Raw genomic sequence first — 26,796 nt, forward strand, 5'->3', positions numbered from 1 at the left:
CGGCTTTACGAAAGGCATAAAAATGACAATTGTCAAAAATAACGAACTAACTCCTGAGCAAGTTCGTGATTCAAAAGTATATAGACAATGGGGACTGACGGAGTCAGAGTATAATCTCATTGTCACCGAACTTAATCGATTACCTAATTTTACGGAAACAGGGATTTTCTCAGGCATGTGGTCAGAACACGTGTCCTATAAAAAATCAAAACCAATTCTACGTAAATTTTGGTCAACGAATGCGCGTGTTTTACAAGGACCAGGTGAAGGTGCTGGTATTTTAGATATTGGTGATGGTCAAGCGGTTGTTTTCAAGGCAGAAAGTCACAATCATCCAAGCTTTGTAGAACCATACGAAGGTGCAGCTACTGGTGTGGGTGGCATTTTACGTGATATTTTCTCAATGGGTGCACAACCTATTGCAGTACTTGACTCGCTGCGGTTTGGTGAATTAGATGATGCGCACACAAGACATATTGTTGATGGCGTCATCGCAGGTATTGCAGGCTATGGTAATGCGATTGGTATTCCAACTGTTGGTGGTGAAATTGGATTTGACCCAGTTTACTCAGGAAATCCGTTAGTTAACGTGATGGCAGTAGGGTTGATGGATCAAGCTGCCATGCAAGTTGGACAAGCCAAAGGTATTGGTAATTCAATTATTTATGTTGGCGCGAAAACAGGACGTGATGGCATTAACGGTGCGTCGTTTGCATCAGCAGAATTTTCAACTGAACATGCATCGGATCGTTCAGCTGTTCAAGTAGGCGATCCATTTTTAGAAAAACTTGTCATGGATGCAACGCTTAAGGCAGTTAATGCGCATTCAGATATTATCGTTGGTATTCAAGATATGGGCGCTGCTGGATTACTTTCATCTAGTTCGGAAATGGCCGCGAAAGCAGGCATGGGAATCACATTAGATTTAAACAATGTGCCACAGCGTGAGACAAACATGACACCCTATGAATTGATGTTATCCGAATCACAGGAACGCATGTTGTTTGTTGTTAAATGTGGTGAAGAACAGGCAATTATTGATTTATTCCAAGAAGCAGATTTAGATGCTGTCATTATTGGTGAAGTAACAGATAATGGTCGTTATATTTTAGAATTTGATCATCAAGTTGTGGCCGATGTGCCAATTGACTTTTTGACACATGCGCCCAAACAAACTTTACCAATGGCTGAGCCAAAACGCCTGTTGTCAATGTCAGAGGTACAGTATCAGCCTGATGTGTCAAATCTGAAACAGACGATCCTATCATTACTCGCCCAGCCAACAATTGCCTCTAAAGCTAAATTGTTTCGTCATTTTGATTCAATGGTACGTTCAGATACAGTGATTAAGCCCGGTGGAGATGCGAGTTTAGTCCGTGTTCGTGGAACTAAGAAAGCTTTGGCAATGACTACCGATGTTAACGCACGATATTTATATTTAAATCCCTATGTTGGTGCCAAAATGGCTGTAGCCGAAGCTGCTAGAAATATTGTAGCAACGGGGGCGCTACCAATTGGTATTACAGATGGCTTGAATTTTGGATCGCCAGACAATCCAGAAGTATACTATGAGTTAGATCAAGCAGTAGCAGGCATTAATGCTGTTGCTAAGCAACTTGATACACCAATTATTTCTGGTAATGTGTCACTTTATAATGAAACAGACGGTCAAGCAATTTACCCAACACCGATGATTGGCATGGTTGGTTTGTTAGAGAATGTGAGAAACGCAACGACAATTGGCTTCAAAAATGTTGGAGATAAGATTTATATCATTGGTGAAACTTTGGATAGCTTTAATGGCTCAGAAATTCAAAAAATGCAAACAGGTAGCATTGATGGGCAACTTTTTGGTTTTGATGACGCAGCAGAAATGTCATCTCAAAGGTTAGTACGTACTGCGATTTCGCAACAGTTATTAGCGAGCGCACACGATTTATCTGAGGGTGGCTTGATTGTGGCTTTGTTAGAAAGTAGTTTTTTGGGGCAGCTGAGTTTTAATATTAAAACAGCATTGGCTGATAAATACTTATTCTCTGAAACACAAAGCCGTTTTATTGTTAGTGTACCAGAAAGTCAAGTTGTTACTTTTGAACAGTTGGCGGGCCAAAAGGCAACGTTATTAGGGCAAGTAACGAATACAGACGAGATGATGCTGACGACAGCAACGCAACAAATTATTTTATCGCGTCAAGAAACTCAGAAGGTTTATCAGGAGAGTATCTCATGGAAATTAAAAGCTTAGAGAAACGTCAAGCTGCAGAAAAACGCGTCCAACAAACTGAAAAAACGCGAATTAATGTGCGTAGCTTAAATGAAGAATGTGGTATTTTTGGCGTATGGGGGCGCGATGATGCGGCCCAGCTTACTTATTATGGTTTACACGCTTTACAACATCGTGGTCAAGAGGGTGCAGGAATTGTTTCGAACAACAGTGGTCATTTATGGCAAGAGCGCGGTTTGGGATTATTAAGCGACGTCTTTCGTGATCCCGCGCGTATTGAAGCGTTAACTGGTGAGAGTGCCATTGGGCATGTTCGCTATGCTACAGCAGGCTCTCATGGTGTTGAAAATATTCAACCTCTTATGGTTAATTTTCATGATATGCAAATTGCATTAGCGCACAATGGTAATCTAACCAATGCGAAAACGTTGCGCCAAAACTTAGAAAAAGACGGCGCGATTTTCCAAAGCTCATCTGATTCTGAAATCTTGTTACACTTAATTCGTCGCTCAAAAGCGGTCACATTTGTTGATAAATTAAAAGAGGCACTTCGTACTGTTCGTGGCGGATTTGCTTATTTATTACTGACGCCACATGGCTTGTATGCGGCTTTGGATCCGCATGCTTTTCGACCATTTGTCATTGGACAAATGCCGGAAGGAAACTATATTGTAACCTCAGAAACAGCCGCATTAGATGTTATTGGCGCACGATTTGTTCGTGATGTACAACCAGGTGAGTTAATTGTAATTGATCATACCGGATTAACGATTGACACATATACGGATAAGACAACGTTAAATATTGATGCGATGGAATACATTTACTTCGCACGACCCGATTCAACAATTTATGGTGTCAACGTGCATAAAGCACGCAAACGTATGGGAGCTGCAGTAGCTGCAGAAAACCCTGTACCAGATGCAGATATTGTTGTTGGTGTGCCCAATTCAAGTTTGTCAGCAGCAGCAGGATTTGCCGAAGCTACTGGGTTACCAAACGAAATGGGGTTGGTTAAAAATCAATATATTGCGCGTACATTTATTGAACCTACACAAGATAAGCGTGAACGCGCAGTTCGCATGAAACTGAGTGCTGTTAAAGACGTTGTTCGGGATAAAAATGTTGTTTTAGTGGATGATTCAATCGTTCGTGGTACAACGTCTATGTTTATTGTCCGTATGCTCAAAGAAGCGGGGGCAAAGTCAGTACATGTTCGTATTGCGAGTCCTGTATTTAAATTCCCATCATTTTACGGTATTGATATGCAAACGACAGATGAATTGATGGGTGCTAATAATACATTAGAGGAAATGCGTGACAAAATTGAAGCTGACTCACTTGGCTTTTTGTCCGTTGATGCCTTGGTCAAATCAATTGACCTACCGTATGATGGTCAGGGCACGGGATTGACAACAGCCTATTTTGACGGTCAATATCCAAGTCCAATTTATGATTATGAGGCAAGTCTTGAACAATTTCTGACAGATGGCAGTGTGAATTTTTCACCCGAACCAACAGATACTTATCATCCTCGTCAAGTCGCTTCATTACGTAATGAAGCGTTGTTGGCAGATGGTACGATTCATTTGGATTCGCAAACAATCCAGGGAGTAGAAGCATGACTGAACAAAATGCTTATCAACGAGCAGGTGTAGATATTAAAGCTGGTGAAAAAGCCGTGGCACTCATGAAGGATGCTGTCGCCGATACTTATACACCTCGTGTATTGGATGGTATTGGCGGCTTTGGCGCAGCGTTCTCATTGGGATCTAGTTATCAAAATCCTGTGTTGGTGTCTGGTGCGGATGGTGTTGGCACCAAGTTGTTATTAGCCATTGCAGCTGATAAACATGATACCATCGGCCAAGATTTAGTTGCCATGGTGGCAAACGATATCTTAGCGCAAGGTGCTAAACCAGCATTTATGTTAGATTATTTAGCTGTGGATAAGATGCGACCAGAGGTCGTAGCAGAAATCGTAACTGGCGTTGCAAAAGCTGCTAAAGCATCTGGTATGGCGCTTATTGGTGGTGAAAGTGCTGAGTTACCAGGACTATATGCACCAAACCATTATGATCTTGCCGCGTTTGCTGTCGGTATTGCAGAACAAAATCAATTATTGAAACCTGAAAATGCTGCGGTTGGGGATGTTTTGATTGGACTACCAGCGTCAGGTATTCATTCGAATGGCTACTCACTTGTCCGTCAAGTGTTGGGGATTGAAACAGCTGATGATTTTAAAAATTTGTCTGCCGATGAGCAAAACGTGTTAATGACACCAACTACTTTGTATGCTGAGACAGTTTGGCCGTTAATTGAAAAAGGTCTTGTGCAATCAATGGCTCACATCACTGGTGGGGGCATTACTGAGAATTTACCACGTGCGTTCACGTCAGATTTATCTGCTCAAATTATTTGGGGATCATGGCCAATATTGCCAATATTTAATCAACTTCAGGCCGCTGGTCACTTGTCTACTGATGATATGCTATTAACATTTAATAATGGTTTGGGTATGGTTTTAGTGGTTAAGCCGGAAAATCGTGAGGCAGTTATGGCGCAATTGCAAGTTAATAATCAGGCGGCATATGTTATTGGTGAAATCACTGCTGAATCAGGGGCCAGAGTTACTTTTTCAGGAGACGAACCATGGTGAAAAAAGTGAGATTGGCTGTATTTGCATCAGGAATCGGCACAAATTTTCAAGCGCTACATGATGCGATTTTACAACGGCAATTAAATGCTGAAATTGTACGATTAGTTGTTGATAAGTCGACAGCTGGGGCGCTAAATCTAGCTAAATTATTTGGTATACCAGCAACATTTATTAAATATTCTGATTATGATACAAAATCATTAGCCGAACAAGTTATTCTTGAGCAGTTAGTAGAAGACGATGTGCATGGTATTTTGCTTGCCGGTTACATGCGAATTTTAACACCAAAATTAATTGATGCGTATCCTGGTAGAATTGTTAATTTACATCCGGCAATGTTACCCCAATTTCCTGGACGTCACAGTATTTTAGATGCATATGAAGCAGGTGTTGGTAAGACAGGCGTTACGGTACATTTTGTGGATAGTGGTGTTGATACAGGAACCATTATTGACCAACAGTCAGTGCCACGATTTCCTGAAGATACGTTACTAGACTTGGAAACACGTATCCATAATGTCGAGCATGTTTTATATCCAAACACTTTAGAACAGTTACTTAACAAAGGAGTATTCTTACAATGACACGTGCATTACTTAGTGTTTCTGATAAAAGTGGTCTGGTACCATTTGCTAAAAAATTAGTTGAATTAGGCTATGAATTAGTTTCAACTGGTGGGACACATCGCGTGCTTACTGAAGCAGGTCTTGATGTTATTGCCATTGACGACGTAACGGACTTTCCAGAAATGTTGGATGGTCGCGTTAAAACTTTGCATCCGCGTGTGCATGCGGGATTGCTAGCACGACGTGATTTGCCTGAGCATATGGCGAAATTGTCAGAATTTAATATTACGCCAATTGATATGGTTGTTGTGAATCTTTATCCATTTAAGGCAACCATTCAAAAACCAGGTGTTTCTCAGGCTGAAGCTATTGAGAATATTGATATTGGTGGCCCTTCCATGTTACGTTCAGCTGCCAAAAACTTTTCGGCTGTTTTGCCAATTGTTGATCCAACTGATTATGATGTTATAATCGATAAACTGCAAGCCGGAGAAGTGGATGCGACTTATCGCCAACTACTTGCGGCCAAGGTATTTCAGCATACAGCGAGTTATGATGCTTTAATCGCTGATTATTTAACAACCTCAGAATTTCCTGACAAGTTAACATTACCATATGAAAAATTTGATGATATGCGTTATGGCGAAAATCCGCATCAAAAGGCGGCTGCTTATAAGGTTGCTTTGCCGGAAACATATTCAGTGTTGCATGCTGATATTTTGCATGGTAAGCAATTATCATACAACAATATTCGCGATGCAGATGCTGCCCTACGTATTATTGCTGAATTCAAAGAAACAACAGTTGTAACAGTTAAGCATATGAACCCCGCAGGTATTGGTCAAGGGCAGACATTAGAGGAAGCTTGGGATAAAGCTTTTGAAGCTGATAATGTGTCAATATTTGGTGGGATTGTTGCCTTAAATCGAGAGGTTGATGCTATAACTGCTGAAAAGATGCATGCTATTTTCTTAGAAATCATTATTGCGCCCAGCTTTACACCAGAAGCATTTGAAATTTTGTCAGCTAAGAAAAATTTACGCTTACTTAAATTACCATTTACAACTGTTATTCCTCAAAAATTGGAAGTGACCTCAGTATTGGGTGGCATTGTTGTGCAAGAACGCGATTTACATGAGGAAACAGAAGCAAATTTTGAAGTTGTTTCAAAAGCACAGCCAACTGCTGAACAATTACGCGCGCTGATTTTTGCACAAAAAGTTGTGAAGCATGTTAAATCAAATGCGATTATCATTGCTCGAGACGGTCAAACATTAGGGATGGGTGCAGGGCAGCCTAATAGAATTGATTCTGTTGTTTATTCAATTCAAAAAGCAACCACTAAAGTGGGATTTGATGAAGCTGTGTTGGCTTCAGATGCCTTTTTCCCAATGGATGATTCTGTACAATACGCAGCCGAGCATGGTATTAAGGCAATTGTTGAGCCAGGTGGATCAATTAAGGATAAGGATTCAATTGCCAAGGCAGACGAATTAGGGGTTGTGCTTGTTTTCTCAGGTACGCGACATTTTAAACATTAAAAGCGATGTGGTGTCGTCTTGTTTGGCAAGCTTTTTATGTTATAATTTTTGACAGAGGAATGCACATGTCACGAACAACATCTGTTGAGTTAACCAATATGATTATGATTGAAAATCTAACGACCAAGGAAGTTTTGGTTGAAAATCGAAAAAATCCATCTTGGCCTGGTGTCACTTTTCCGGGTGGTCACATTGAAACTAACGAAACAATTGTAGCAAGTGTTATTCGTGAAGCATATGAAGAGACTGGTTTGAAAGTTATAAATCCGACATTAGTTGGTATAAAAGAGTGGCCATTGCAAGACGGTGGGCGGTACATTGTCATGCTATTTAAAGCGACGAACTATCAAGGTGAGATTCATTCTGGACGTGAGGGTAAAATATTTTGGACAACACGTGATGCTTTAAAAAATATGCAGACGCCAGGAACATTCATGGAAATGTTACCGTTATTCGATACACAGGAAATTAGTGAGTTGGCACTGAGTGCATCAATCAATGGTCGACGTCAAACCACTTGGTTGTAACCGGATACATTCCAAACGTTCGGTTAATATCATAAATATTAGACAAACGTTCGTAAATAACGAACGTTTTTTTGTTTTGTGAGAAAAAGATAATTTATAAACGAACAAAATAGTGTTTGAATCTGATAAACTAGATTTATAATATGATATTAAGAGGCTAGAGGATACGATGAAAAAAGTATTGATTATTGGTTCTGGTGCACGCGAACATGCTTTAGCGCAAACATTTTTGCGTAGTCAACAGGTCAATCAGGTGATTGTCGCACCTGGGAATGATGGTATGACTGATGCAGGGATACAGCGCGAAAGTATTTTAGTGACAGATTTACATGCTTTGCGTGATTTTGCGTTAGCACAAGCAATTGATTTGACCTTTGTTGGAAATGAAGAACCGCTGACTTTAGGCATTGTTGATTTATTTGAAGCAGCAGGACTCACTATCTTTGGTCCTTCTAAAGCAGCAGCGCAATTGGAAGGCTCGAAATCATTCACAAATGAGCTGCTAAACAAGTACGACATACCCACTGCAAGCTCTCAAACGGTGCATACTTTAGCACAGGCAGAGACTGTAGTGAAAACATTTGGATTACCTATTGTATTTAAATTGGATGGTTTAGCGTTGGGGAAAGGTGTCACAATTATTTTTGATGAGGCACAAGCTGTGACGTATTTAACTCGTTTGTACAAAGATAGTCCAACTGCCGTTTTAGTAATCGAAGAATATCTTGAAGGTGTTGAATTTTCTGTTTTTACACTTGTAGGTTCAAATGGGGTAATGGTGCATGCACCGTTGGCACAAGACCATAAGCGCCGTTTTGATCAGGATAAAGGACCAAACACTGGTGGAATGGGTGCGTATAGTCCAGTACGTTGGATTAGTGAAACGACAAAATCACAGGCAATTTCAGAACTCGTGACACCAACAATTATGGCAATGCAAAAAGAAGGAACACCGTTTACTGGTGTTCTCTACACTGGTGTGATGTTGACTAAGACGGGTCCAAAGGTTATCGAATTTAACGTGAGATTTGGTGATCCTGAGGCACAGGTTGTCTTGCCACAGTACACTGGTGATTTTTATGCATTAATTTTAAACTTACTGAATGGTCGCTCAACGGCGAACAAGTGGCAGATTGATGATGTTTATGTTGGCGTAGTTTTAGTATCAGAAGGATACCCCGAATCACCCGTACGTGGTGCACGCGTGCCACTGCCGGAGAATGTGACACCATTGACGATGAATTATGCAGGTGTGCAAGCAGGTATGGCAAATGGTGGCCGTGTCGTGACTGTGATTGGTCATGACAAAACAGCAACATATGCGCAACAAAAAGTCTATAATAAAATAGATAGTTTAGATACAGAATTACGATATCGACATGATATTGCCTATCAAGCAGTGGACAGTGAAAGACAAACATTGTGAATATTTTAAGTGAGACATTATGCTAAAAATATTGATATAAGTACTAAAATAATAGATAGATCTAAATTAAGGGGAAATCAATATGCAAACAGATATTGAAATTGCGCAAGCAGCAGAAATTAAACCAATTACTGAAATTGCGTCTAACATAGGCCTTAAAGCACATGAAATTGTGCCTTATGGTTATGATAAGACGAAAATAGCATTAGATCCATCGGTTAGTCGAAAAAAAGACCTTGGTAAATTAATTCTCGTGACATCGATTAATCCAACGCCTGCAGGTGAGGGAAAATCAACTGTAACGGTGGGTCTAGCCGATGCATTACAACTTGCTGGTAGAAAGGCTATGATTGCCCTTCGTGAACCATCTCTTGGTCCAGTTATGGGCATGAAGGGCGGAGCCACTGGCGGTGGTTATGCTCAGGTTTTGCCGATGGCCGACATTAATTTACACTTTACTGGCGATTTTCATGCTTTAACATCAGCACACGACACGTTAGCTGCAATCTTGGATAATAGCTTACAACAGGGAAACCCATTAAATATTGACCCGAGACGTATTTTGTGGAAACGTGTGTTGGATATCAATGATCGTGCGCTCAGACATGTGAGTATCGGTATGGGTGGGCCAACTTCTGGCGTGCCACGTGAAGATGGTTTTGATATTACTGTCGCATCAGAATTGATGGCCATTTTGACACTATCAACAGATTTAATGGATTTGAAAGAACGTATTGCTCGGATTGTTGTTGGTTATACATATGAAAAAGAACCAGTGACAGTCAAAGAATTAGGTGTCGCTGGCGCACTAACTGTCTTACTTAAGGATGCGATTAAGCCTAATCTTGTACAAACAATTGCTCATACGCCTGCCATCATTCACGGTGGACCATTTGCCAATATAGCACAAGGAACTAATTCTATTTTGGCAACTAAAACAGCACTTCAGTTGGCAGATTATGCAGTCACCGAGGCTGGATTTGGCGCTGACTTGGGTGGTGAAAAGTTTTTGGATGTCAAAGTGCCATTACTTGGCAAGACGCCGGATACGATTGTTGTGGTTGCTACGGTGCGTGCTTTAAAGCATCATGGTGGTGTGGCACTGGCAGATTTAAACACAGAAAATGTGGATGCGCTTGCTACTGGTTTGAAAAATCTTGGGCAACATTTAACAGCAATGGGACGCTATGGTGTGCCAGTTGTTGTGGCAATTAATCGTTTCACCGCAGATACTGAGACGGAATTACAAACCATTAAGGACTATGTTAGACAATTTGGCGCAACGGCTTATACAACAGAAGTTTGGGCTAAAGGGGGCGCTGGGGCACAAGAATTAGCTTCAGCCGTGATAGAAACAGTTGAGCAGGAATCTGATTTCACACCACTATACCAGCCTGAAGACGAAGCAGTTGATAAATTGAATGCGATTGTTCAGACGATTTATGGTGGTAAAAAAATCGCATTAGAGCCAAAGGCACAAAAGCAATTGGCAGAATTTAAGCAACGCGGTTGGGATAAATTGCCTATTATCATGGCAAAAACGCAATATTCTTTATCTGACAATGCGAAGCAACTCGGGGCACCGAAAGACTTTATTATCACTGTTCGTGAGTTTGTGCCCAAATTAGGTGCAGGTTTTCTTGTAGCTATGACTGGTAATATTTTAACCATGCCAGGGTTACCAAAACACCCTGCGGCATTTGATATTGATATTGATGAGCACGGTGTCATTACTGGTTTGTTTTAAGTTTAATCGTAGGTTTGTGGAAAATCAATTAGATAAGGGGACGTATGGCATTTTTACAAGTTAATTATTATTCAAAAATTTTGGGGATGGATCGGATGATGAATGTGATACTCCCTGAATTATCTGACCATAATCCTGATTGGCGCAACGAGACGTTAAAAGATATACCAGTGTTATATCTGCTACATGGTATGTCTGGTGATCAAGCGATTTGGCAACGGCGAACAAGTATTGAGCGTCTCATTCGCCAAACACCGATTGCAATTGTCATGCCATCTACTGATTTAGCTTGGTATACGAATACAAAATATGGCATGGCATACTTCGATGCACTATCAATTGAGTTGCCTCAAAAAGTAGCAGAACTATTTCCTCAAATCTCAACAAAACGAGATAAAAATTTTGTAGCTGGTTTATCGATGGGCGGCTATGGTGCCTTTAAAATGGCTTTTAACGGAGACCAGTTTAGTTATGCCGCATCATTGTCTGGGGCACTTATGGGGGATCCAAATTTTCCTGAAAGAGAAACGTGGCAAAATGCAGCGTATTGGCAGGGTATTTTTGGCGACTTGAATGATTTTATAGGATCAGAAAATGACGTCATTGCGCTGGCACAAAAACAAGCAGCGACAAAGCAACAATTACCACAACTATATGCTTGGATTGGTGAACAAGATTATTTATATCAGATGAACCAAAATACGATCCCGAAAATTCGTGATTTAGGCTACAACGTCACGTATGAAACCAGTCCAGGGGAGCATGAATGGTACTATTGGGACAAACAAATTGAACGTGTTTTAGAATGGTTACCCATCAACTATCAGCAAGAAAAGCGTTTATCTTGAAACAACTGCTATATCATTGACGACAACAAAAGGTCATTATTTTATTGTTTGTTCAATACAAGTTCATTTCAACCTGCATAGAATAAACAAAACTAATCAAAATAACAGAAATCGAGAGGAAACGCGTGTGGGTGATAGTCACTTGAATCGTGTGTATACGCCCACATGCTGACATATCATGGAAAATAAATGGCTACGAGCGGCTTTGCCTGCCTTATTAATTCACGGCAGCATTGGAACAGTATACGCATGGAGCGTCTTTAAACAAGCAGTGGCCGATCAAATAGGCGCCAGTGTACCAGAAGTCGAGTGGGCTTTCTCAATTGCAATTTTATTTTTAGGATTATCTGCAGCAGCATTGGGTCACTTTGTGGAACGTAATATCAAGAAGTCGGCACTACTATCAACAGCATTTTTTGTTGTTGGCATGATTGGCACAGGGATCAGTATTCAACAAAAATCGTTAATTGGTATTTATATTTTTTATGGTGTTGTAATGGGTATTGGGCTCGGTATTGGTTATTTAACGCCAGTTAAAAATTTAATGCTGTGGTTTTCAGATAATAAAGGGTTAGGTACGGGGCTTGCAGTTGCTGGTTTTGGATTAGCAAAAATGGTTTTCTCACCAATCATGATGGCACTACAAACACATGTTGGTTTATGGCAAATGTTTGTGATTTTAGCTATTGTGTTTGCTGTCATGATGCTCATTGCAGTTATGCTAATTCGAAAGCCTTTAGATTGGCATGAACAACCTTTAACGCGTCGTTTTAATCCATTGGCTCTGATTAAAAATACTAATTTTATTGGCATATGGCTGATGTTTTATCTTAATATCACAGCAGGATTGGCAATTATTTCACAAGAAAAAGATATTTTGACAGGGCTCACACAAACAAATGGCACAATGGTTTTTTCAGTGACAGCTATTGCGACAATTATGAGTATTGATGCGTTTTTCAACGCTGCTGGTCGTATTGGTTTTGCGACTTTCTCTGATCGGCTAAAGGATCGTAATACAGTATATCAGATGATATTTTTGATGTGCTTAGTCATGGTATTATTGACCTATTTCTCGCCTCAGTCGAGTACAACCAAAATAATCGTGATTGTCGCGACATTCTTCCTAATTAATGCAGGTTATGGTGGTGGATTTTCAGCTTTACCACCCTTATTAGCAGATCGTTTTGGTATGAAAGCTATTTCTAAAATTCATGGTATGGCGCTTACAGCTTGGGCTGTGGCTGGTTTATCGGGTAATCAATTGGCTAGTTTCATTGTTCATGGTCTTGGTATGTCATATCAAGTTGTGTTTGTGGCGATTGCTGTCTTGTATGCCATTGCATTTTTGATCTCAAGATTTATTGTAAAACCAACGCGTACCATTATCGAATAAAACGGTTACATTCTTAATGTTCGTTTTTTATTAAAAAACGTATCATAACGTTCGGTAATAACGAACGTTATTTTATTTTGTGAGATAAAATTAATAAAATAGCGAACGCAGAGAGCGATTTTACTGTTACAATAATAGAGAAGACTTGGTTATGGGATGAACATGACCTTGCACTAATAGTGGTGGAATAATTAACCATAACGCTACTGTTGACAAAATAAAACAACAAAGGAATCCAAAAATGATAGAACGTTATTCTCGTCAAGAACTCCGTGATATTTGGTCGACGCAAAATCAATATCAAACTTGGCTCGATGTCGAAATTGCTGTTGATGCTGGCTGGGTAGCTGCCGGGCGTATTCCAGCAGAGGATTTAAAAAAAATCCGTGCTAAAGCCACATTTGATGTGGCACGGATTGCTGAAATTGAATTGTCAACACGTCATGATGTTGTTGCATTCACGCGAAATGTATCTGAATCATTAGGTGATGAACGTAAATGGATTCACTATGGTTTAACATCAACTGATGTCGTTGATACTGCGCAGGCATTACGTTTACACCAAGCGAATGTCATTATCAAAAAAGATTTAGAAGCGTGGCGTGATGCGATTAAAAAATTGGCTTTGCAGTATAAAAATACGGTCATGATGGGACGTACACATGGCGTTCATGCGGAACCAACAACCTTTGGTTTGAAAATGGCTCGATTCTATGCCTCTGCTACACGTGCCATTGAACGTTTTGATCGCGTGGCAACCGAGGTTGAGACAGGCAAATTGTCTGGCGCTGTGGGTACATTTGCTAACGTCCCACCGCATGTTGAAGCTGTGGCGATGCAGGAACTGGGATTAACGCCACAACCCATTGGATCGCAAGTTTTGCCACGTGATTTACATGCAGACTATATCCAAACAATCGCATTGATTGGCACACAGATGGAAGAGTTGGCGACAGAAATTCGGTCGTTACAACGGTCAGAAATCCATGAAGTAGAAGAGGGATTTGCTAAGGGGCAAAAAGGCTCTTCCGCAATGCCACATAAGCGTAATCCAATTGGTGATGAAAATATTACTGGTTTAGCGCGTGTTTTACGCGGTTATGCTGTAACAGCTTTAGAAAATGTAACATTATGGCATGAACGCGATATTTCCCATTCTTCTGCAGAACGTATTATTTTAGCCGATGCAACGGCTATTATTGATTACATGTTGCATCGTCATACCGGAATTTTGAATAATTTAGGGGTGTTTCCTGAAACAATGCGTCAAAATATGGACCGAACTTACGGTTTGATATACTCGCAACGATTGCTACTTAGCTTAATCGATGCAGGATTGTCGCGAGAGCAGGCTTATGATACTGTACAACCCTTAACTGCTCGCTCATGGGACGAACGTTTGATGTTTAGAAATCTTGTTGATACCAACAAGACGATCACATCGCATTTAAGCAAGAAGCAAATTGATGATGCCTTTGATTATCACTATCACTTGCGATATATCGATGAGATTTTTAAGAGAGTAGGTTTGGCATGAGGTCATTAATTAATCATCCAGCTATCAAAACTGTTTTGGCAACTGAGACGGATATTCAAGCTCAGGTACAACGTGTTGCAAATGAGCTGACAACACAATTTGAAGATCATGCGCAGCGTCCAATTTTCATTGCTGTACTTAAAGGTGGGGTTATTTTTGCTACAGATTTATTACGTAAGATGCCGCTTGATGTTGATTTTGATTTTATTGACGTTAAAAGTTATTCTGGTAATGAGTCGACTGGACAAGTCAAAGTTGTTCACGACGTGAGTATGGATTTGACTGGTCGTGATGTGGTTGTGGTAGATGAAATTATTGATTCGGGTCGTACCATGCAGTGGTTAAATAATTATTTTAACTTAAAAGGTGCTTCTAGTGTTACGACTGTGGCTTTGGCTGATAAAAAAGCGGCGCGTGTTGTTGATTTTGAAGTGGATTATTTTGGTCTTGATGTGCCTGATGAATTTTTGGTGGGGTATGGTATGGATTACAATAATTTTTTCCGTAATTTACCAGTTATTGCTGTCATAGATTTTGATAAATTAGATCTTATTAAATAATATGTAATGGGCATGTTTCATGTGGCTTATATTTCATATGAAAACAAAACTTTTTTGTCTTATTGTGATTGACAATGTTGTGAATTCATGTAAAATAGTATTCAAGTTAATATTTTCGATGAAGGAAAGAGTAAAACAATCATATCTGTGAAGAGGGAACACCGTTAAGTGAAAAGGTGTCAGATGATTTGCTTGAAAGTAATTCTGGAGAAAGTTAGCATAAAATGATTAATTTTTATGCTAACCGGTTACGACCGTTACATCGTATGGTTGTCGGCATATGCACAATGTGCCCGCAATCAAGAGATTTCAGGTAATTAGCCTGTTAGCAAACGGTGGTACCGCGATAATTCGCCCGTTGTATGTCTTTATGACATACGGCGGGTTTTTCTTTGTTTTCAATTAACTAGGGCTATTTTAATGAGGAGAGGCATAATGGGAAAATCAGTAGGTGGCTTGTATCGAGTCACACAAAAGAGTGTTGCAGTAAATTGACGTAAAATTAAAATATAAAAATTTAAGGGATAAATATGACAGAAAAATTAGATTTCAAGAAAACTTTATTATTATCATCACTGATATTTGGCATGTTCTTTGGTGCAGGAAATTTGATTTTTCCTATACATTTAGGCCAATTAGCTGGACAAAATTGGCTGATAGCGACAATTGCTTTCCTAATGAGCGCCATCATTATTCCATGGTTGGCATTGATTGCGCTTTCCCAAACGAGATCAGCTGGTATTTATGATATTGCAAAACCAGTTGGCCGTGGTTTTGCGATATTTTTCCTAATTGCAACACATGTGTCATTGGGACCTATGATTGCAACTCCCAGAACCGCAACGGTTGCTTATTCGCTTAGTTTTGCCAATTGGTTGCCAAAGCAAGCACAAGGTATTGGATTATTTTTATTTTCAGCTATTTTTTTTGCCTTAGTTTTTTGGTTGGGTTCTCGCGAGCAAAACATTACTAAATATATTGGGAAATATCTCAATCCAATTTTCGTTATACTATTGTTACTGATCTTCTTATTAGCCATTTTTCATCCAATGGGTGGCTTATCTCATGCAGCCAACGCAGCGTACCAAACAAAGGCTTTCTCATCAGCTTTTTTGGAAGGTTATAATACACTAGATGCGTTAGCAGCGTTAGCTTTTGGTATCACAATTGTTCGCGCCATTCAAATGATGGGATTTAAGAAAAGTGCGATTATTTCAAAGATTACCGCTAAAACTGGTTTCATTGCTATTTTGGGTATCGCCATTGTCTACGTTGGCCTAATTTTATTAGGTGCGACATCCTTGTCACAATTCACATTTTCAGAAAATGGCACAATTGCCTTAACACAAATCATGATGTATTATTTGGGTGATTTTGGTGGTGCGTTCTTAGCTGTGATGGGGACACTAGCGGTATTAACAACAGCAATTGGGTTGACGGCTTCATTTGCACAAGATTTTCATCGCATCTTCCCAAAATTTTCGTATCGTTCATGGCTAATTTTGACGATTGCTTTGTCATTCGTAGCTTCAAATTTTGGGCTAGATACGATTATCAGTTGGGCTGAGCCGTTGTTAATGTTTTTATATCCAATTGCTATTGCTTTGATTATTTTAGGAATTGCCTCACCATTATTCAATCAAGCACGCATCGTTTATTTACCAACAATGATTTTAACGTTTATACCAGCTGTTATCGATGGTATTCAGCATTTGCCATTTAATATAGCGCTACTTAAACCATTTTTAACATGGTATGTCAATACGATTCCAATGGCAAACGTTGGGTTAGAATGGCTAATAACAACCTTAATTGGGTTTGTTCTTGGGTTGATTTTATACAAACTACAGGGTAGAAATAAAGCAGTTTTGGTTGAAACCGTTTAATCAATTAAAAAAAACGCGAACTTTACAAGTTCGCGTTTTGTCGTTGTGATATAAAATTTTCCAGAGCCGGCGCGTAAAGCCGGTCTTTTTTTTGTAGTGAGGCGCTATTTTTTGCGCCTAGTAATGTAAAAAGTCGAGGTAAGGCGAATTGCCATTCTTCAATTTGGTTGATGAGAGCCAGCTGACCCTGGTCCATGAGTGTTTCTAGCATAAAACCAGCACTGGAAGTCATTGTCGCTCCAAGCATAAGACTGGTGACAATGTCATTAGCCGATTGTATACCACCCGTTGCAATAAGAGGTAGCTGGTTGTCCACCAGTTTCGCGGACAATAAACTTTCAACTGTAGACAACCCATAGTGATCAATATTAAACGAATCAGGCTGGCGATTACGGCGTCGTTCAATAATTGCAAAGTTCGTGCCATTACCACCACCAACATTGATAGCAGCGGGGCCTAGCTTATTAAGTGTATTAAATGCAGTTGTACTCATGCCAAAACCAACTTCTTTAATAATAACTGGTACAGGTGATTTTGCGATAATTGTTGCCAAATTGTCCAACCAATAAAACTCACGGTCACCTTCAGACATCACGAGTTCTTGTGCCACGTTAACATGCATTTCTATCGCATTAGCATCAATCATATCAATGGCCGCTCGAACGTTTTCGATGGGATGATCTGCCCCCAAGTTAGCAATTAAAAAGCCGTTTGGATAATTTTTTCGAACAAGTTTAAATGTTTTTGCTGCATCTGGTTCTTTTAGGGCAATAGATTGTGAGCCAACAGCCATTGCTAAATTGGTTTTCTGGGCTACTTCAGCAAGTTGGCCGTTGATACGACCAGTTAAATGAGACCCACCAGTCATTGCTTCAATATAAAATGGCCATTTGAAATGGTGATTAAACAGAGTGGTGCTTATATCAACATCTGTCACTGCCATTTCTGGAAATGTTTCAGGCAACCACCTGACATCTTCAAAGGTGGCTCCGACTTGTACATGATCTGTTTGACGCCAGAGGTTAACACCAAGTGATAAATGTTCATCTTTTCGATGAGCTTGTTTAGATTCTTGCATCATTAGCCTCCTTTCTGTGGTGAAATGTTGATAATTTGTGCATCAATACCATAAGATTTCCAGATATTGATCAATACATCGGAACGCCTGTCAAGAATAGCAAACCCATTATCACCAAACCCAGCACCACTAATTTTACCAGCAATATCGCCTAATTTAGCTAGTAGCAATGCGAGTTTTGGTGTGAGATAACCGGACGGAAGCTGATTTGTGAGCAAGGTTTGGTTATCGCGTAGTTTGATGGTTAATTCTTGATAATTAACGTTAATTATCGTGTTAACTAACGCTTTAACAATTTGTTGACTTTCAGATAAAAATTGAGGTGATAATTGTGTATGTGAAATAGCGACCTTTGTATCTGCAGATTCATGTGTTGCGCCAAGAAGTATTTGCCAATTCGCTGGCCATTTTAAGGGTGTGATACTCAGAGATGGCCAAGGCATGTCAACAATTTCTTGATTTAGCCACTGATATTCGATGTGTGGTAATAATGAAAAATCCGGACTTTGATAAGCGATAATGCCACCATACGTAATTGCTGCAATATCACCTAATGAACCATTTTTTTGGACATGCAGATGTGCTAAACTAGCCAATTTAAATCGTGTCAAGATTGATAAATGAAGTTGAAAGTGAACATTAAAAGCTTCGATTATACCGACTACGACTGCTGCCGAAGAGCCAAGCCCAATCTTACCAGACGGACTATTTAAATGACTTAAAATATTAATAGTGACATTGCTGAGTTGGGAACTTATTTTATGGCTAAGAACGTAGTCATCAAGTAGTTTAATGGCTGCACGGACATAACGCCAGTCATCAGTATATTGGTCTTCTGTGGCACCCATTTGAAACTGCCAGTACTTTGTAATTGTATTTGACTTGGCAACAGATACGTTCTTCTGGGCATCATGTATCTCAATGGTTAAACCAGTTGTGGTTGTAGCAATTATAGCAGTATTGCCAGGATGTGTAATAGCATATTCGCCTGCTAAAAAGAGTTTACCTGGAACATTAATTTTAGTCATATACAATACCTGATCCGCTAGTAGCGATTTCGAGATGAATTTGCGGTAAAGCAGATTGCAGTGTCGCAACAATTTCTGGCGCGTCATTTAAGGTCGTAATAATTTTGACATTTGGACCAGCATCCATCGTGGCAAAGGCCAGAATACCTTGTCGACGTAAATCTGATACCAAGGCAAGTATTTGTTGCGTTTCCCGTGTAAAGTATGTGAATGGTTTATGGCGAGCAGTGAGATTAAGCGCATGCATAGCTAAAGCGTTTTCTTCAGCAAGCGCACCAATTTTTTCGATGTCTGATTGTTGAATGGCAGACTGCATATCCACAAATTGTGTTGCACTGCTGTTGAGCCAATCACTGTAGTTTGGTGAAGTGATTGCACGTTGCATACCGTCACTTGAACTCACTTTCTTTGCTGCAGTTGATACTTCGGCAACCACAAGCGCAATCGGCATGTCAGGCGCATTTAAACTTTCAGCAAATGAAGAGGTATCATCCATGCCCGCATGCCAGACAGCAAAGTGACTGTAAAACGATCTTGAAGCAGAACCAGATCCGCGGCGTGCTAATCGAGATAAGGATTGATTAGATAAATCAAAGCCCATTTCACGTGTTACTGCGCCAGTTAAAGCAGCAAAAGATGATGCCGAAGAAGCTAATCCAGCACTCGTTGGCACATGATTTTCTGATGTGACTGTTACAGCAGGAAAATCACCAAGGATATCACGTAATGTATTTAAAAAATGATGTATTCTGGTAGGGTCAGCTAATTCACCGTTTAAAATCAATTGATCTTTATCGGTGTTTTGTGTGACTGTTGTTGTTGTATAAAATTGTGAGAGTGTGAGGGATAAGGAGCTGGTTGTCGGCAAATTTAAGCGAGCATCTTTTTTACCCCAATATTTAATAAATGCAATATTAGTATGTGCTGTGGCTGTTGTAGGCATAAGTATTCTTTCTAAAATATAAGATAATTCAATATTATCATATTTGACTACTTTCGTGACAATATAACAGCGTTTTCACGCCATCAGTTGTTTGAAATATGGTAACATATAAGGTAACATATCATTCATATTACTTGATTCAAACATAGTTAGCTATTCAAATCAATTAATATCTTGGAGGAACTTGTGATAAAAAACAAAGAAGAACAATTATGGTACCGCCGTTGGTTTTCAGGTAACAACTTGCTCAACGGTCTACTTGTCATTCTACTAATGCTACTCATTATTTTTCTTGGGTGGCAAATACGATTTATTTTAGAACCCGTTCGCGCCTTATTTACAGCTGTTGGCGCACCCATTTTGATTGCTGGTGTGTTGTATTATCTTTTAAGTCCAGCTGTTAAATTTATTAGTAAATATACGAAATTACCTCGTAATTTATCGATTGGGTTAATTTTGATATTACTCTTTGCAGCAGCAGGTGGCATTATCACTTTGGTTGTCTTGGTGCTGCGTAGTCAGGTGATCACATTTATAGATAATTGGCCTGGATATTGGCATACGAGTCAACGCTTCATTAATGAAACGTTTAAGTCAAGTCAATTTGCACCTGTTCGTGAGTTTTTAAATAACACGAATACTGATATTAACCAGAACATGATTGATTGGAGTCGCAAGTACCTTACCAGTGGCGTGGCAGGAATTAGTACGTTTGCTTCTATGCTAACAACAGTGGGAATCACAGCTGTAGCAACACCGTTTATTCTTTATTATATGTTATTGGATGGCCATAAGTTCTCAGGGTTTATAGCTGAAAAATTCCCGCCTAAAGCGAAACATTCACTGCAGGAATTATTGAGTGATATTAGTAAGCAAATTGCCCAATACATCCGTGGTCAATTGGGCGTTGCTTTTGCAGTGATGATTATGTTTGGTATCGGGTTTACTGTTATTGGTTTGCCATATGGTATTTTACTTGCATTGATGGCTGGCTTTTTTAACATGATACCATATGTAGGGTCAATTTTAGCTCAAATACCTGTCTGGACAGTGGCTTTAATAGCTGGTGGACCAAAACTATTGTTATTAGCCATCATTGTCCTAGCTATCGAACAACCTATAGAAGGTCATGTCATTGCACCAAAAATATTGGGTGAGGCCTTATCTATTCACCCGGTCACCGTTATTGTTGTTTTATTGAGTAGTGGCCATATTTTTGGCGTGCTTGGTGTGATACTAGCTGTGCCAACATATGCTGTTGTAAAAGTTATTGTGACACGACTATTTACTTGGTGGCGGGCTAATTCTGATTTTTATAAAGATGATGTAGAAGTGGAAGAAAAGTTAAAATGACAAATCATATCGTATTGTTTGAACCGTTAATGCCAGCAAATACTGGTAACATTGCACGTACAACAGCTGGTACTAATGCCGTATTGCACTTGATTGAACCATTGGGTTTTGACCTTGATGATAAGCATGTTAAACGTGCGGGATTAGATTATTGGGAGCATGTTGAATTAGTAAAACATCCTAGTTTACCTGATTTTTTGGACACGCTAGATGAAAAGGATCATCTTTACTTAGTATCAAAATTTGCGAACATGGACTATACACAACCTAATTATAATGAGCCTGAAGGAAATCATTATTTTTTGTTTGGAAAAGAGACGACAGGGCTTCCAGAGGTATTTATGCGACAAAACCCCGAAAAAGCAATTCGTATTCCACAAAATGATACACATATTCGATCATTAAATCTATCTAATACGGTAGCAATCGTTTTGTATGAAGCATTAAGACAACAAACGTTTCCAAAACTAGATACTATTCATACTTATGAACAAGATAAATTGAAATAAACCTTGACAGTTATTTTATTTATTGGTACTATAGTATAGTTGTTTCAGTAATGAAATTACACTGACCATGGCTCGTTGGTCAAGTGGCTAAGACGCTGCCCTTTCACGGCGGAATCGAGAGTTCGATTCTCTCACGAGCTATAAAAAGTCGTAACTTCGGTTGCGACTTTTTATATTATATAAGAAGTTTGTAAAATCGAAAGAGATAACTGTTTATCTGACTTTCGTGATAAAATGAAGTATCAGGTATTAATTAATCTTAAAGGTGAAAATAATTGGCAACTCGAAAAGCACCACAAAAACGACGGACAACAAGAACGCGAAGCAGGGCAAGCAAGCGCAGTATTGTGAGTAAAAACGCTGCTGTTTTGGTGAGCGCACTTTTTGGTGTGTTAGGTATATTTAGACTAGGTTTGTTGGGTGTCTATGTCGCAAACGGTTTTCGCTTTTTTTTCGGCAACTTGTATCTGGGCTTTTTAGTACCATTAACGGTAGGACTCATTTATTACTTTATATTTAAAAAGCTACCAAAAATTGCTGCGCATTTTTGGATCGGCGTAGTAATGGTGTTTATATCGTTACTGATTATGTCATCGCTATTATTTTTCACTTATACGTTGAAAAATGGTCAAGGGTACACACAGGAAGTGATGCGTATTATTGGGCAAGATTTCGTTAATAAATCAGCCAATACACCTGTGGGCGGCGGCGTAATTGGTGCAGTGACATATCACTTATTATTTACTTTAATGTCAAATATCGGAACATGGATTGTGATCATTGTTTTGTTATTCGGTGGTATGATTATTTTCTTCCGTATCCCCGCACGTGATTTAACGCAAAGAGGTATTGAAAAAGCACAAGAAGGTGTGGCCTATGTTCAGGAGCAACGTGCTAATATGCCATCTCGGCCACCACTGTTCAAAAAGCATAATCGTCCTAAAAAAAGTATTACTGACTATGGGGATGATCCACTTGGTGTTCATCAAACAAGTGATGGGGAGGCGTCTGAATTAAATGGGCAAGATCATGAAAAAGGATCATCCAAAGTAGCTGACTTTGTTGAACCAGAAATTAAATGGCAAGGCCCCATGTCAGAGAATAAGCCAACTATTGAGATACCTGAAAAGCGAATAGATGACACAGTGGCAAAAAACGACTCATCAACAACTTCTGATGACGAGTCAATTGAACTCGCGACAAGTACACCAGAAAATGATAACCCAGATTACCGGTTGCCAACATTTGATTTATTAACACAAGTTGCGCCAACTGATCAAACACAAGAATTTCAAAGCTTAACTGAAAAATCGCGCTTGGTTCATGATACACTATTAAGCTTTGGTGTTGAAGCAGAGGTGACAAGTGTTTCCCTTGGTCCCACTGTCACGCAATATGAATTGAAGCCAGGACAAGGTGTAAAAGTTAATCGCATTGCTAATTTAGCGGATGATTTGGCATTGGCTTTAGCAGCGAAATCAATTCGTATCGAAGCGCCGATTCCCGGTAAACCATATGTTGGCATCGAGGTACCAAATGATACGCAAGCCACTGTTAGTTTTCGTGACATGGTAGAGCAAGCGCCAAAAGATGATAAACACTTGCTTAACGTGCCATTAGGCCGTGATGTCACTGGTAACATTATTATGGCTAACTTAGCCGATATGCCACACTTACTGATCGCTGGTTCAACAGGATCAGGTAAATCAGTCGGGTTAAATGCGATCATCATCTCACTGATATTAAAAGCAAAACCGAATGAAGTTAAATTAATGATGGTTGATCCAAAGGTAGTTGAGCTATCTGTTTATAATGGCATACCACACCTCTTGACGCCTGTTGTTTCTGATCCACGTAAAGCAGCGCGATCATTGCAAAAAGTAGTTGATGAAATGGAAAATCGCTATAAATTACTCGCACAATTTGGTAAACGCAACATTGGTGAGTATAATTTAGCAGTTGATAAGCAAAATGCTGAGGCAAAAACATCAGGCGCTTCGATTATGCAAAAAATGCCCTATATTGTAGCCATCGTTGATGAGTTTGCCGATTTGATGAGTACGGTGGGTTCTGAGATTGAAGTGTCTATTGCACGTTTGGGAGCAAAAGCACGTGCAGCCGGTATTCATATGATTTTAGCAACACAAAGGCCAGATGTTAAGGTCATTAATGGTACTATTAAAAGTAATATTCCTGGACGTATAGCATTTAGAACAGCTTCGGGTATTGACTCACGGACAATTTTGGATAGTAATGGTGCTGAAAAGTTGTTAGGTAAAGGGGATATGATTTTCGCGCCACCGGGGAAGCCGACACAACGTGTACAAGGCGCATTTATCAGTAATACTGATGTTACTAATGTGGTAGAATTTGTCAAGGCGCAGCAAGAAGCGCAATATTCAGAGGCGATGACTGTGACTGATGATGAAATCGCGCAAGACACTAGTGAAAATGCTAATCAAGGTGACAGCGAGGATGAATTGTTTCAAGAAGCTATTCAGTTTATCATTGAGCAACAAAAAGCGTCAACATCTTTGCTTCAACGACGTTTTCGTATTGGATACAATCGTGCTGCACGTTTGATTGACGATTTAGAAGCTGGTGGCTACATTGGTCCAGCAGACGGTTCACGTCCACGCCGTGTGAATATTAGTGACGGTAGTTCAGGTGTCGAGCATGATTAATCGTGTAAATTTGATATAAAAAAGTCGGTCTTGAGAAACACATGTGTTTCTTAAGACCGACTTTTTATTTTTGTTGTCTAAATAATGGTTTAATTTGACTAGCGAAAAGGCCATCAGGATCGTTAACAAATGTTGTGTAATCCAGCCAGTAACGATCAGATAAAATAACTGGTTCGGCAATGTTATTTGGGATAAGAGCGCGAGGAATATCGCCTGTCTCGGTTAGTGGACCGTCGTAATTTTTAGAAAAATCTGCTAATTTTTTCTCAATAATTAAGGATTGCGGGCCAAACCAATTGTAAGGTTCACGATGAATCTTTGTATCTAATGTGGTAAATATACCTGATTTTGTTGGTATGGTAAATGGGTGTACAAGAGAAACAAAGGTGATTTTTTGATGATCATAGTAAACAATCCCACCAGCCATTTCGGATGGTAAGTTATTTTTGGTGTTTTTTTCTGCTGCAAGTAATAACAGACCGGTATAATCAACAGCAATATCGATTGGCTTGCCAAGTAAAACGGTGAGTAATTTTTCTGGGGGTATACTAAGTGTTTGCATAATTAATCCTGAATTTGTATGAATGAAAAGCGATTGAAATCGAATAACCCTTGATCAGTAATTTTCAGACTTGGAATAACAGGTAACGCCATAAATGAGAGTGTTAGAAAAGGGTCATAGGAGATATCACTCATGTTAGAAAAAGCGTGTTGTAATGTTTTATTAGCGTTAATGACATATTGAAATGATTGATCAGACATTAGACCACCAACAGCTAAGGGAAGCGTTGTGATTTTTCCGTTATTCACGACAACCTGACCACCGCCAATTTCACGTAACGTATCGGCTGCTAATATAATATCTGCATCATTGGTGCCTGCAATAATCACATTGTGAGAATCGTGAGCAATCGTGGAAGCAATGGCGCCAGATTTAAGACCGAATCCCTTGATAATACCAATTCCGTGACCAAGGTTATGGTAACGTTCTGCAACAATTATCTTAGCGTAAGTGTCATCGGGCGTAAAAAAATTATCAGTTGTAGGGACATGTTCAACTAAATGCTGTGTTGTAATGTGATGTGGCATGATATTAATCACGTGGGCAGGCTTGGTTGCGTCGATGGGTAGAGTAATGTCTGCTGCATTGAGAGAGAAATTAAGTTGTTGATTGGCCAAAGGTGTTACTGTAGTTTCGGGTTCAGTATACCAATCACCAGCAACCATTGTTTTTTTGACAGTGAAATCAGCGAGTTGGTCGATAACCACCAGGTCTGCCACAAAACCATCTGTCAAGGCGCCAACATTTTGTATATGTTGAGCTTGTGCTGCATTATAACTACCAATTGTAAACGCCATGGCTGGCTCCATACCATGACTAATTGCCAATTTGACGCTAAAATCAATGGAACCTTCATTTTGAATATCGTTTGCTGTTTTATCATCGGTGGCAAATGAAAAATGAGACTGATTGGCTGTATGAATTGCCGGTAAAATAGCAACTTCGTCACGTTCTACAGTGCCTTCTCTTACAAAAACGGAAAAGCCAGCATTTAAACGTTCTAGTGCTTGTTGGGCATTTTCACTCTCATGGTCAGTATCAATACCGTACTTACGATAGCTGGCAAGCTGTTGACGAGACAGGCCAGAAGCATGGCCATCAACGTGTTTACCAGCAGATTGGGCATCGATAATCTTTTGGTGCATGTCTGCATCTTCATTAAATACCGCAGGAAAATCCATTACTTCGGCTAAACCGTTAACCTCTGGGACGCTATAAAAAGGTTTAAGTGCATCCGCATGTAAAGTCGCGCCAGCATGTTCAAAAGGTGTGGCTGGAACGGAAGACGGCAACATATAATGAATGTGTAAAGGCGATTGACGTGCATCTTCTAGCATGTACTGAATACCCGAAACCCCAGAAACACTTGCAATTTCATGTGGATCAGCAAAAATACGTGTAATCCCACGAGATAATACAAGTTTGCCAAATTCACTGGGTGCGAGTAGAGAACTTTCAATGTGAACATGAGCATCAATTAATCCAGGAACAATATATTGTCCTTGGGCATCATAAGTGTGTGTTGCACTTAAATCTGATCTCTGGCCGCGGTAAATAATTTGATTTTTGTTAATCCATAGTTCAGTATCATCGAAACGGAGGTTAAAAACATCTAAAATTTTGGCATTAATAATATGCCATGTCACGTTTTGTGTCACAATAAAGCTCACTTTCAATTTTTTAATAGTTTACCACAATTGATGAAATAAACGATGAACAAAT

21 protein-coding genes, 1 tRNA gene and 1 other annotated feature are annotated in these 26,796 nt (G+C 39.6%); of the genes, 17 read left to right on the top strand and 5 right to left on the bottom strand.

Features of this window, described 5'->3' with window-relative positions:
* Positions 1 to 22 precede the first annotated feature (22 nt).
* From purL to brnQ, 13 genes are all read left to right on the top strand, one after another.
* A complete protein-coding gene (purL, locus tag JOD28_RS01040) occupies positions 23 to 2,245 on the top strand; it encodes a phosphoribosylformylglycinamidine synthase subunit PurL (RefSeq protein WP_204769065.1) in 2,223 nt (740 codons plus the stop codon).
* On the top strand, positions 2,227 to 3,849 hold the full coding sequence (purF, locus tag JOD28_RS01045) for an amidophosphoribosyltransferase (RefSeq protein ID WP_204769066.1): 1,623 nt from the start codon (positions 2,227 to 2,229) through the stop codon (positions 3,847 to 3,849). Before purL ends, purF begins: the two co-directional genes overlap by 19 nt.
* The gene (gene purM / locus JOD28_RS01050; RefSeq protein ID WP_204769067.1) at positions 3,846 to 4,883 is read left to right on the top strand and encodes a phosphoribosylformylglycinamidine cyclo-ligase; all 1,038 of its coding nucleotides are present in this window, start codon (positions 3,846 to 3,848) and stop codon (positions 4,881 to 4,883) included. Before purF ends, purM begins: the two co-directional genes overlap by 4 nt.
* Positions 4,877 to 5,467, top strand: coding sequence for a phosphoribosylglycinamide formyltransferase (gene purN / locus JOD28_RS01055; RefSeq protein ID WP_204769068.1), 591 nt, complete (start codon positions 4,877 to 4,879; stop codon positions 5,465 to 5,467). The genes purM and purN overlap by 7 nt, the downstream gene beginning before the upstream one ends.
* Positions 5,464 to 6,990 carry a bifunctional phosphoribosylaminoimidazolecarboxamide formyltransferase/IMP cyclohydrolase gene (purH, locus tag JOD28_RS01060; RefSeq protein WP_204769069.1) on the top strand — a complete coding sequence of 509 codons (1,527 nt, stop codon included), beginning with the start codon at positions 5,464 to 5,466 and terminating at the stop codon, positions 6,988 to 6,990. Before purN ends, purH begins: the two co-directional genes overlap by 4 nt.
* 65 nt (positions 6,991 to 7,055) lie before the next feature.
* Complete coding sequence (locus JOD28_RS01065) at positions 7,056 to 7,517, top strand: 8-oxo-dGTP diphosphatase (RefSeq protein ID WP_204769070.1); 462 nt, start codon at positions 7,056 to 7,058, stop codon at positions 7,515 to 7,517.
* A gap of 169 nt (positions 7,518 to 7,686) precedes the next feature.
* Positions 7,687 to 8,943: a phosphoribosylamine--glycine ligase gene (gene purD, locus JOD28_RS01070; protein WP_204769071.1), complete on the top strand. Its 1,257-nt coding sequence runs from the start codon at positions 7,687 to 7,689 to the stop codon at positions 8,941 to 8,943.
* Between the two features lie 82 nt (positions 8,944 to 9,025).
* Complete coding sequence (locus JOD28_RS01075; protein WP_204769072.1) at positions 9,026 to 10,690, top strand: formate--tetrahydrofolate ligase; 1,665 nt, start codon at positions 9,026 to 9,028, stop codon at positions 10,688 to 10,690.
* A 44-nt stretch (positions 10,691 to 10,734) separates the two neighbouring features.
* Positions 10,735 to 11,538 (top strand): alpha/beta hydrolase, encoded by an 804-nt coding sequence (locus tag JOD28_RS01080; RefSeq protein ID WP_204769073.1) that lies wholly within the window; start codon positions 10,735 to 10,737, stop codon positions 11,536 to 11,538.
* Between the two features lie 178 nt (positions 11,539 to 11,716).
* A complete protein-coding gene (locus JOD28_RS01085; protein ID WP_204769074.1) occupies positions 11,717 to 12,934 on the top strand; it encodes an OFA family MFS transporter in 1,218 nt (405 codons plus the stop codon).
* A gap of 241 nt (positions 12,935 to 13,175) precedes the next feature.
* Complete coding sequence (purB, locus tag JOD28_RS01090; protein WP_204769075.1) at positions 13,176 to 14,471, top strand: adenylosuccinate lyase; 1,296 nt, start codon at positions 13,176 to 13,178, stop codon at positions 14,469 to 14,471.
* On the top strand, positions 14,468 to 15,031 hold the full coding sequence (hpt, locus tag JOD28_RS01095) for a hypoxanthine phosphoribosyltransferase (RefSeq protein WP_204769076.1): 564 nt from the start codon (positions 14,468 to 14,470) through the stop codon (positions 15,029 to 15,031). The genes purB and hpt overlap by 4 nt, the downstream gene beginning before the upstream one ends.
* Positions 15,032 to 15,140: 109 nt before the next feature.
* Positions 15,141 to 15,393, top strand: a binding site (T-box leader).
* A gap of 168 nt (positions 15,394 to 15,561) precedes the next feature.
* The gene (brnQ, locus tag JOD28_RS01100; protein ID WP_204769077.1) at positions 15,562 to 16,917 is read left to right on the top strand and encodes a branched-chain amino acid transport system II carrier protein; all 1,356 of its coding nucleotides are present in this window, start codon (positions 15,562 to 15,564) and stop codon (positions 16,915 to 16,917) included.
* 22 nt (positions 16,918 to 16,939) lie between these two features.
* Here the strand turns inward: brnQ and fni are convergent, their stop codons facing one another.
* Genes fni through mvaD form a run of 3 tightly spaced genes read right to left on the bottom strand, consistent with a single transcriptional unit; the run spans position 16,940 to position 19,966 of the window.
* Positions 16,940 to 17,995: a type 2 isopentenyl-diphosphate Delta-isomerase gene (fni, locus tag JOD28_RS01105; protein ID WP_204769078.1), complete on the bottom strand. Its 1,056-nt coding sequence runs from the start codon at positions 17,993 to 17,995 to the stop codon at positions 16,940 to 16,942.
* 2 nt (positions 17,996 to 17,997) lie between these two features.
* The gene (locus JOD28_RS01110) at positions 17,998 to 19,023 is read right to left on the bottom strand and encodes a phosphomevalonate kinase (RefSeq protein ID WP_204769079.1); all 1,026 of its coding nucleotides are present in this window, start codon (positions 19,021 to 19,023) and stop codon (positions 17,998 to 18,000) included.
* Positions 19,016 to 19,966, bottom strand: a complete 951-nt coding sequence (gene mvaD, locus JOD28_RS01115; protein WP_204769080.1) for a diphosphomevalonate decarboxylase — start codon at positions 19,964 to 19,966, stop codon at positions 19,016 to 19,018. The genes JOD28_RS01110 and mvaD overlap by 8 nt, the downstream gene beginning before the upstream one ends.
* Positions 19,967 to 20,152: 186 nt before the next feature.
* Between mvaD and JOD28_RS01120 the strand changes: the two genes are divergently transcribed.
* The 4 genes from JOD28_RS01120 to JOD28_RS01135 all read left to right on the top strand — a co-directional run bounded on the left by JOD28_RS01120 (position 20,153) and on the right by JOD28_RS01135 (position 24,512).
* Positions 20,153 to 21,319, top strand: a complete 1,167-nt coding sequence (locus JOD28_RS01120) for an AI-2E family transporter (protein WP_204769081.1) — start codon at positions 20,153 to 20,155, stop codon at positions 21,317 to 21,319.
* Positions 21,316 to 21,828: a tRNA (cytidine(34)-2'-O)-methyltransferase gene (locus JOD28_RS01125; protein ID WP_204769082.1), complete on the top strand. Its 513-nt coding sequence runs from the start codon at positions 21,316 to 21,318 to the stop codon at positions 21,826 to 21,828. Before JOD28_RS01120 ends, JOD28_RS01125 begins: the two co-directional genes overlap by 4 nt.
* Positions 21,829 to 21,897: 69 nt before the next feature.
* Positions 21,898 to 21,969: transfer RNA gene (locus tag JOD28_RS01130), tRNA-Glu, on the top strand.
* A gap of 134 nt (positions 21,970 to 22,103) precedes the next feature.
* A complete protein-coding gene (locus tag JOD28_RS01135; protein ID WP_204769083.1) occupies positions 22,104 to 24,512 on the top strand; it encodes an FtsK/SpoIIIE family DNA translocase in 2,409 nt (802 codons plus the stop codon).
* A 64-nt stretch (positions 24,513 to 24,576) separates the two neighbouring features.
* Here JOD28_RS01135 and JOD28_RS01140 read toward each other — a convergent pair whose 3' ends face one another.
* Positions 24,577 to 25,074 carry a hypothetical protein gene (locus JOD28_RS01140; RefSeq protein ID WP_204769084.1) on the bottom strand — a complete coding sequence of 166 codons (498 nt, stop codon included), beginning with the start codon at positions 25,072 to 25,074 and terminating at the stop codon, positions 24,577 to 24,579.
* Positions 25,075 to 25,076: 2 nt separating this feature from the next.
* On the bottom strand, positions 25,077 to 26,732 hold the full coding sequence (gene ade / locus JOD28_RS01145; protein WP_204769085.1) for an adenine deaminase: 1,656 nt from the start codon (positions 26,730 to 26,732) through the stop codon (positions 25,077 to 25,079).
* Between the last annotated feature and the right edge of the window lie 64 nt (positions 26,733 to 26,796).

It is taken from the genome of Leuconostoc rapi, from assembly GCF_016908715.1.
GTDB classification, from domain to species: domain Bacteria; phylum Bacillota; class Bacilli; order Lactobacillales; family Lactobacillaceae; genus Leuconostoc; species Leuconostoc rapi.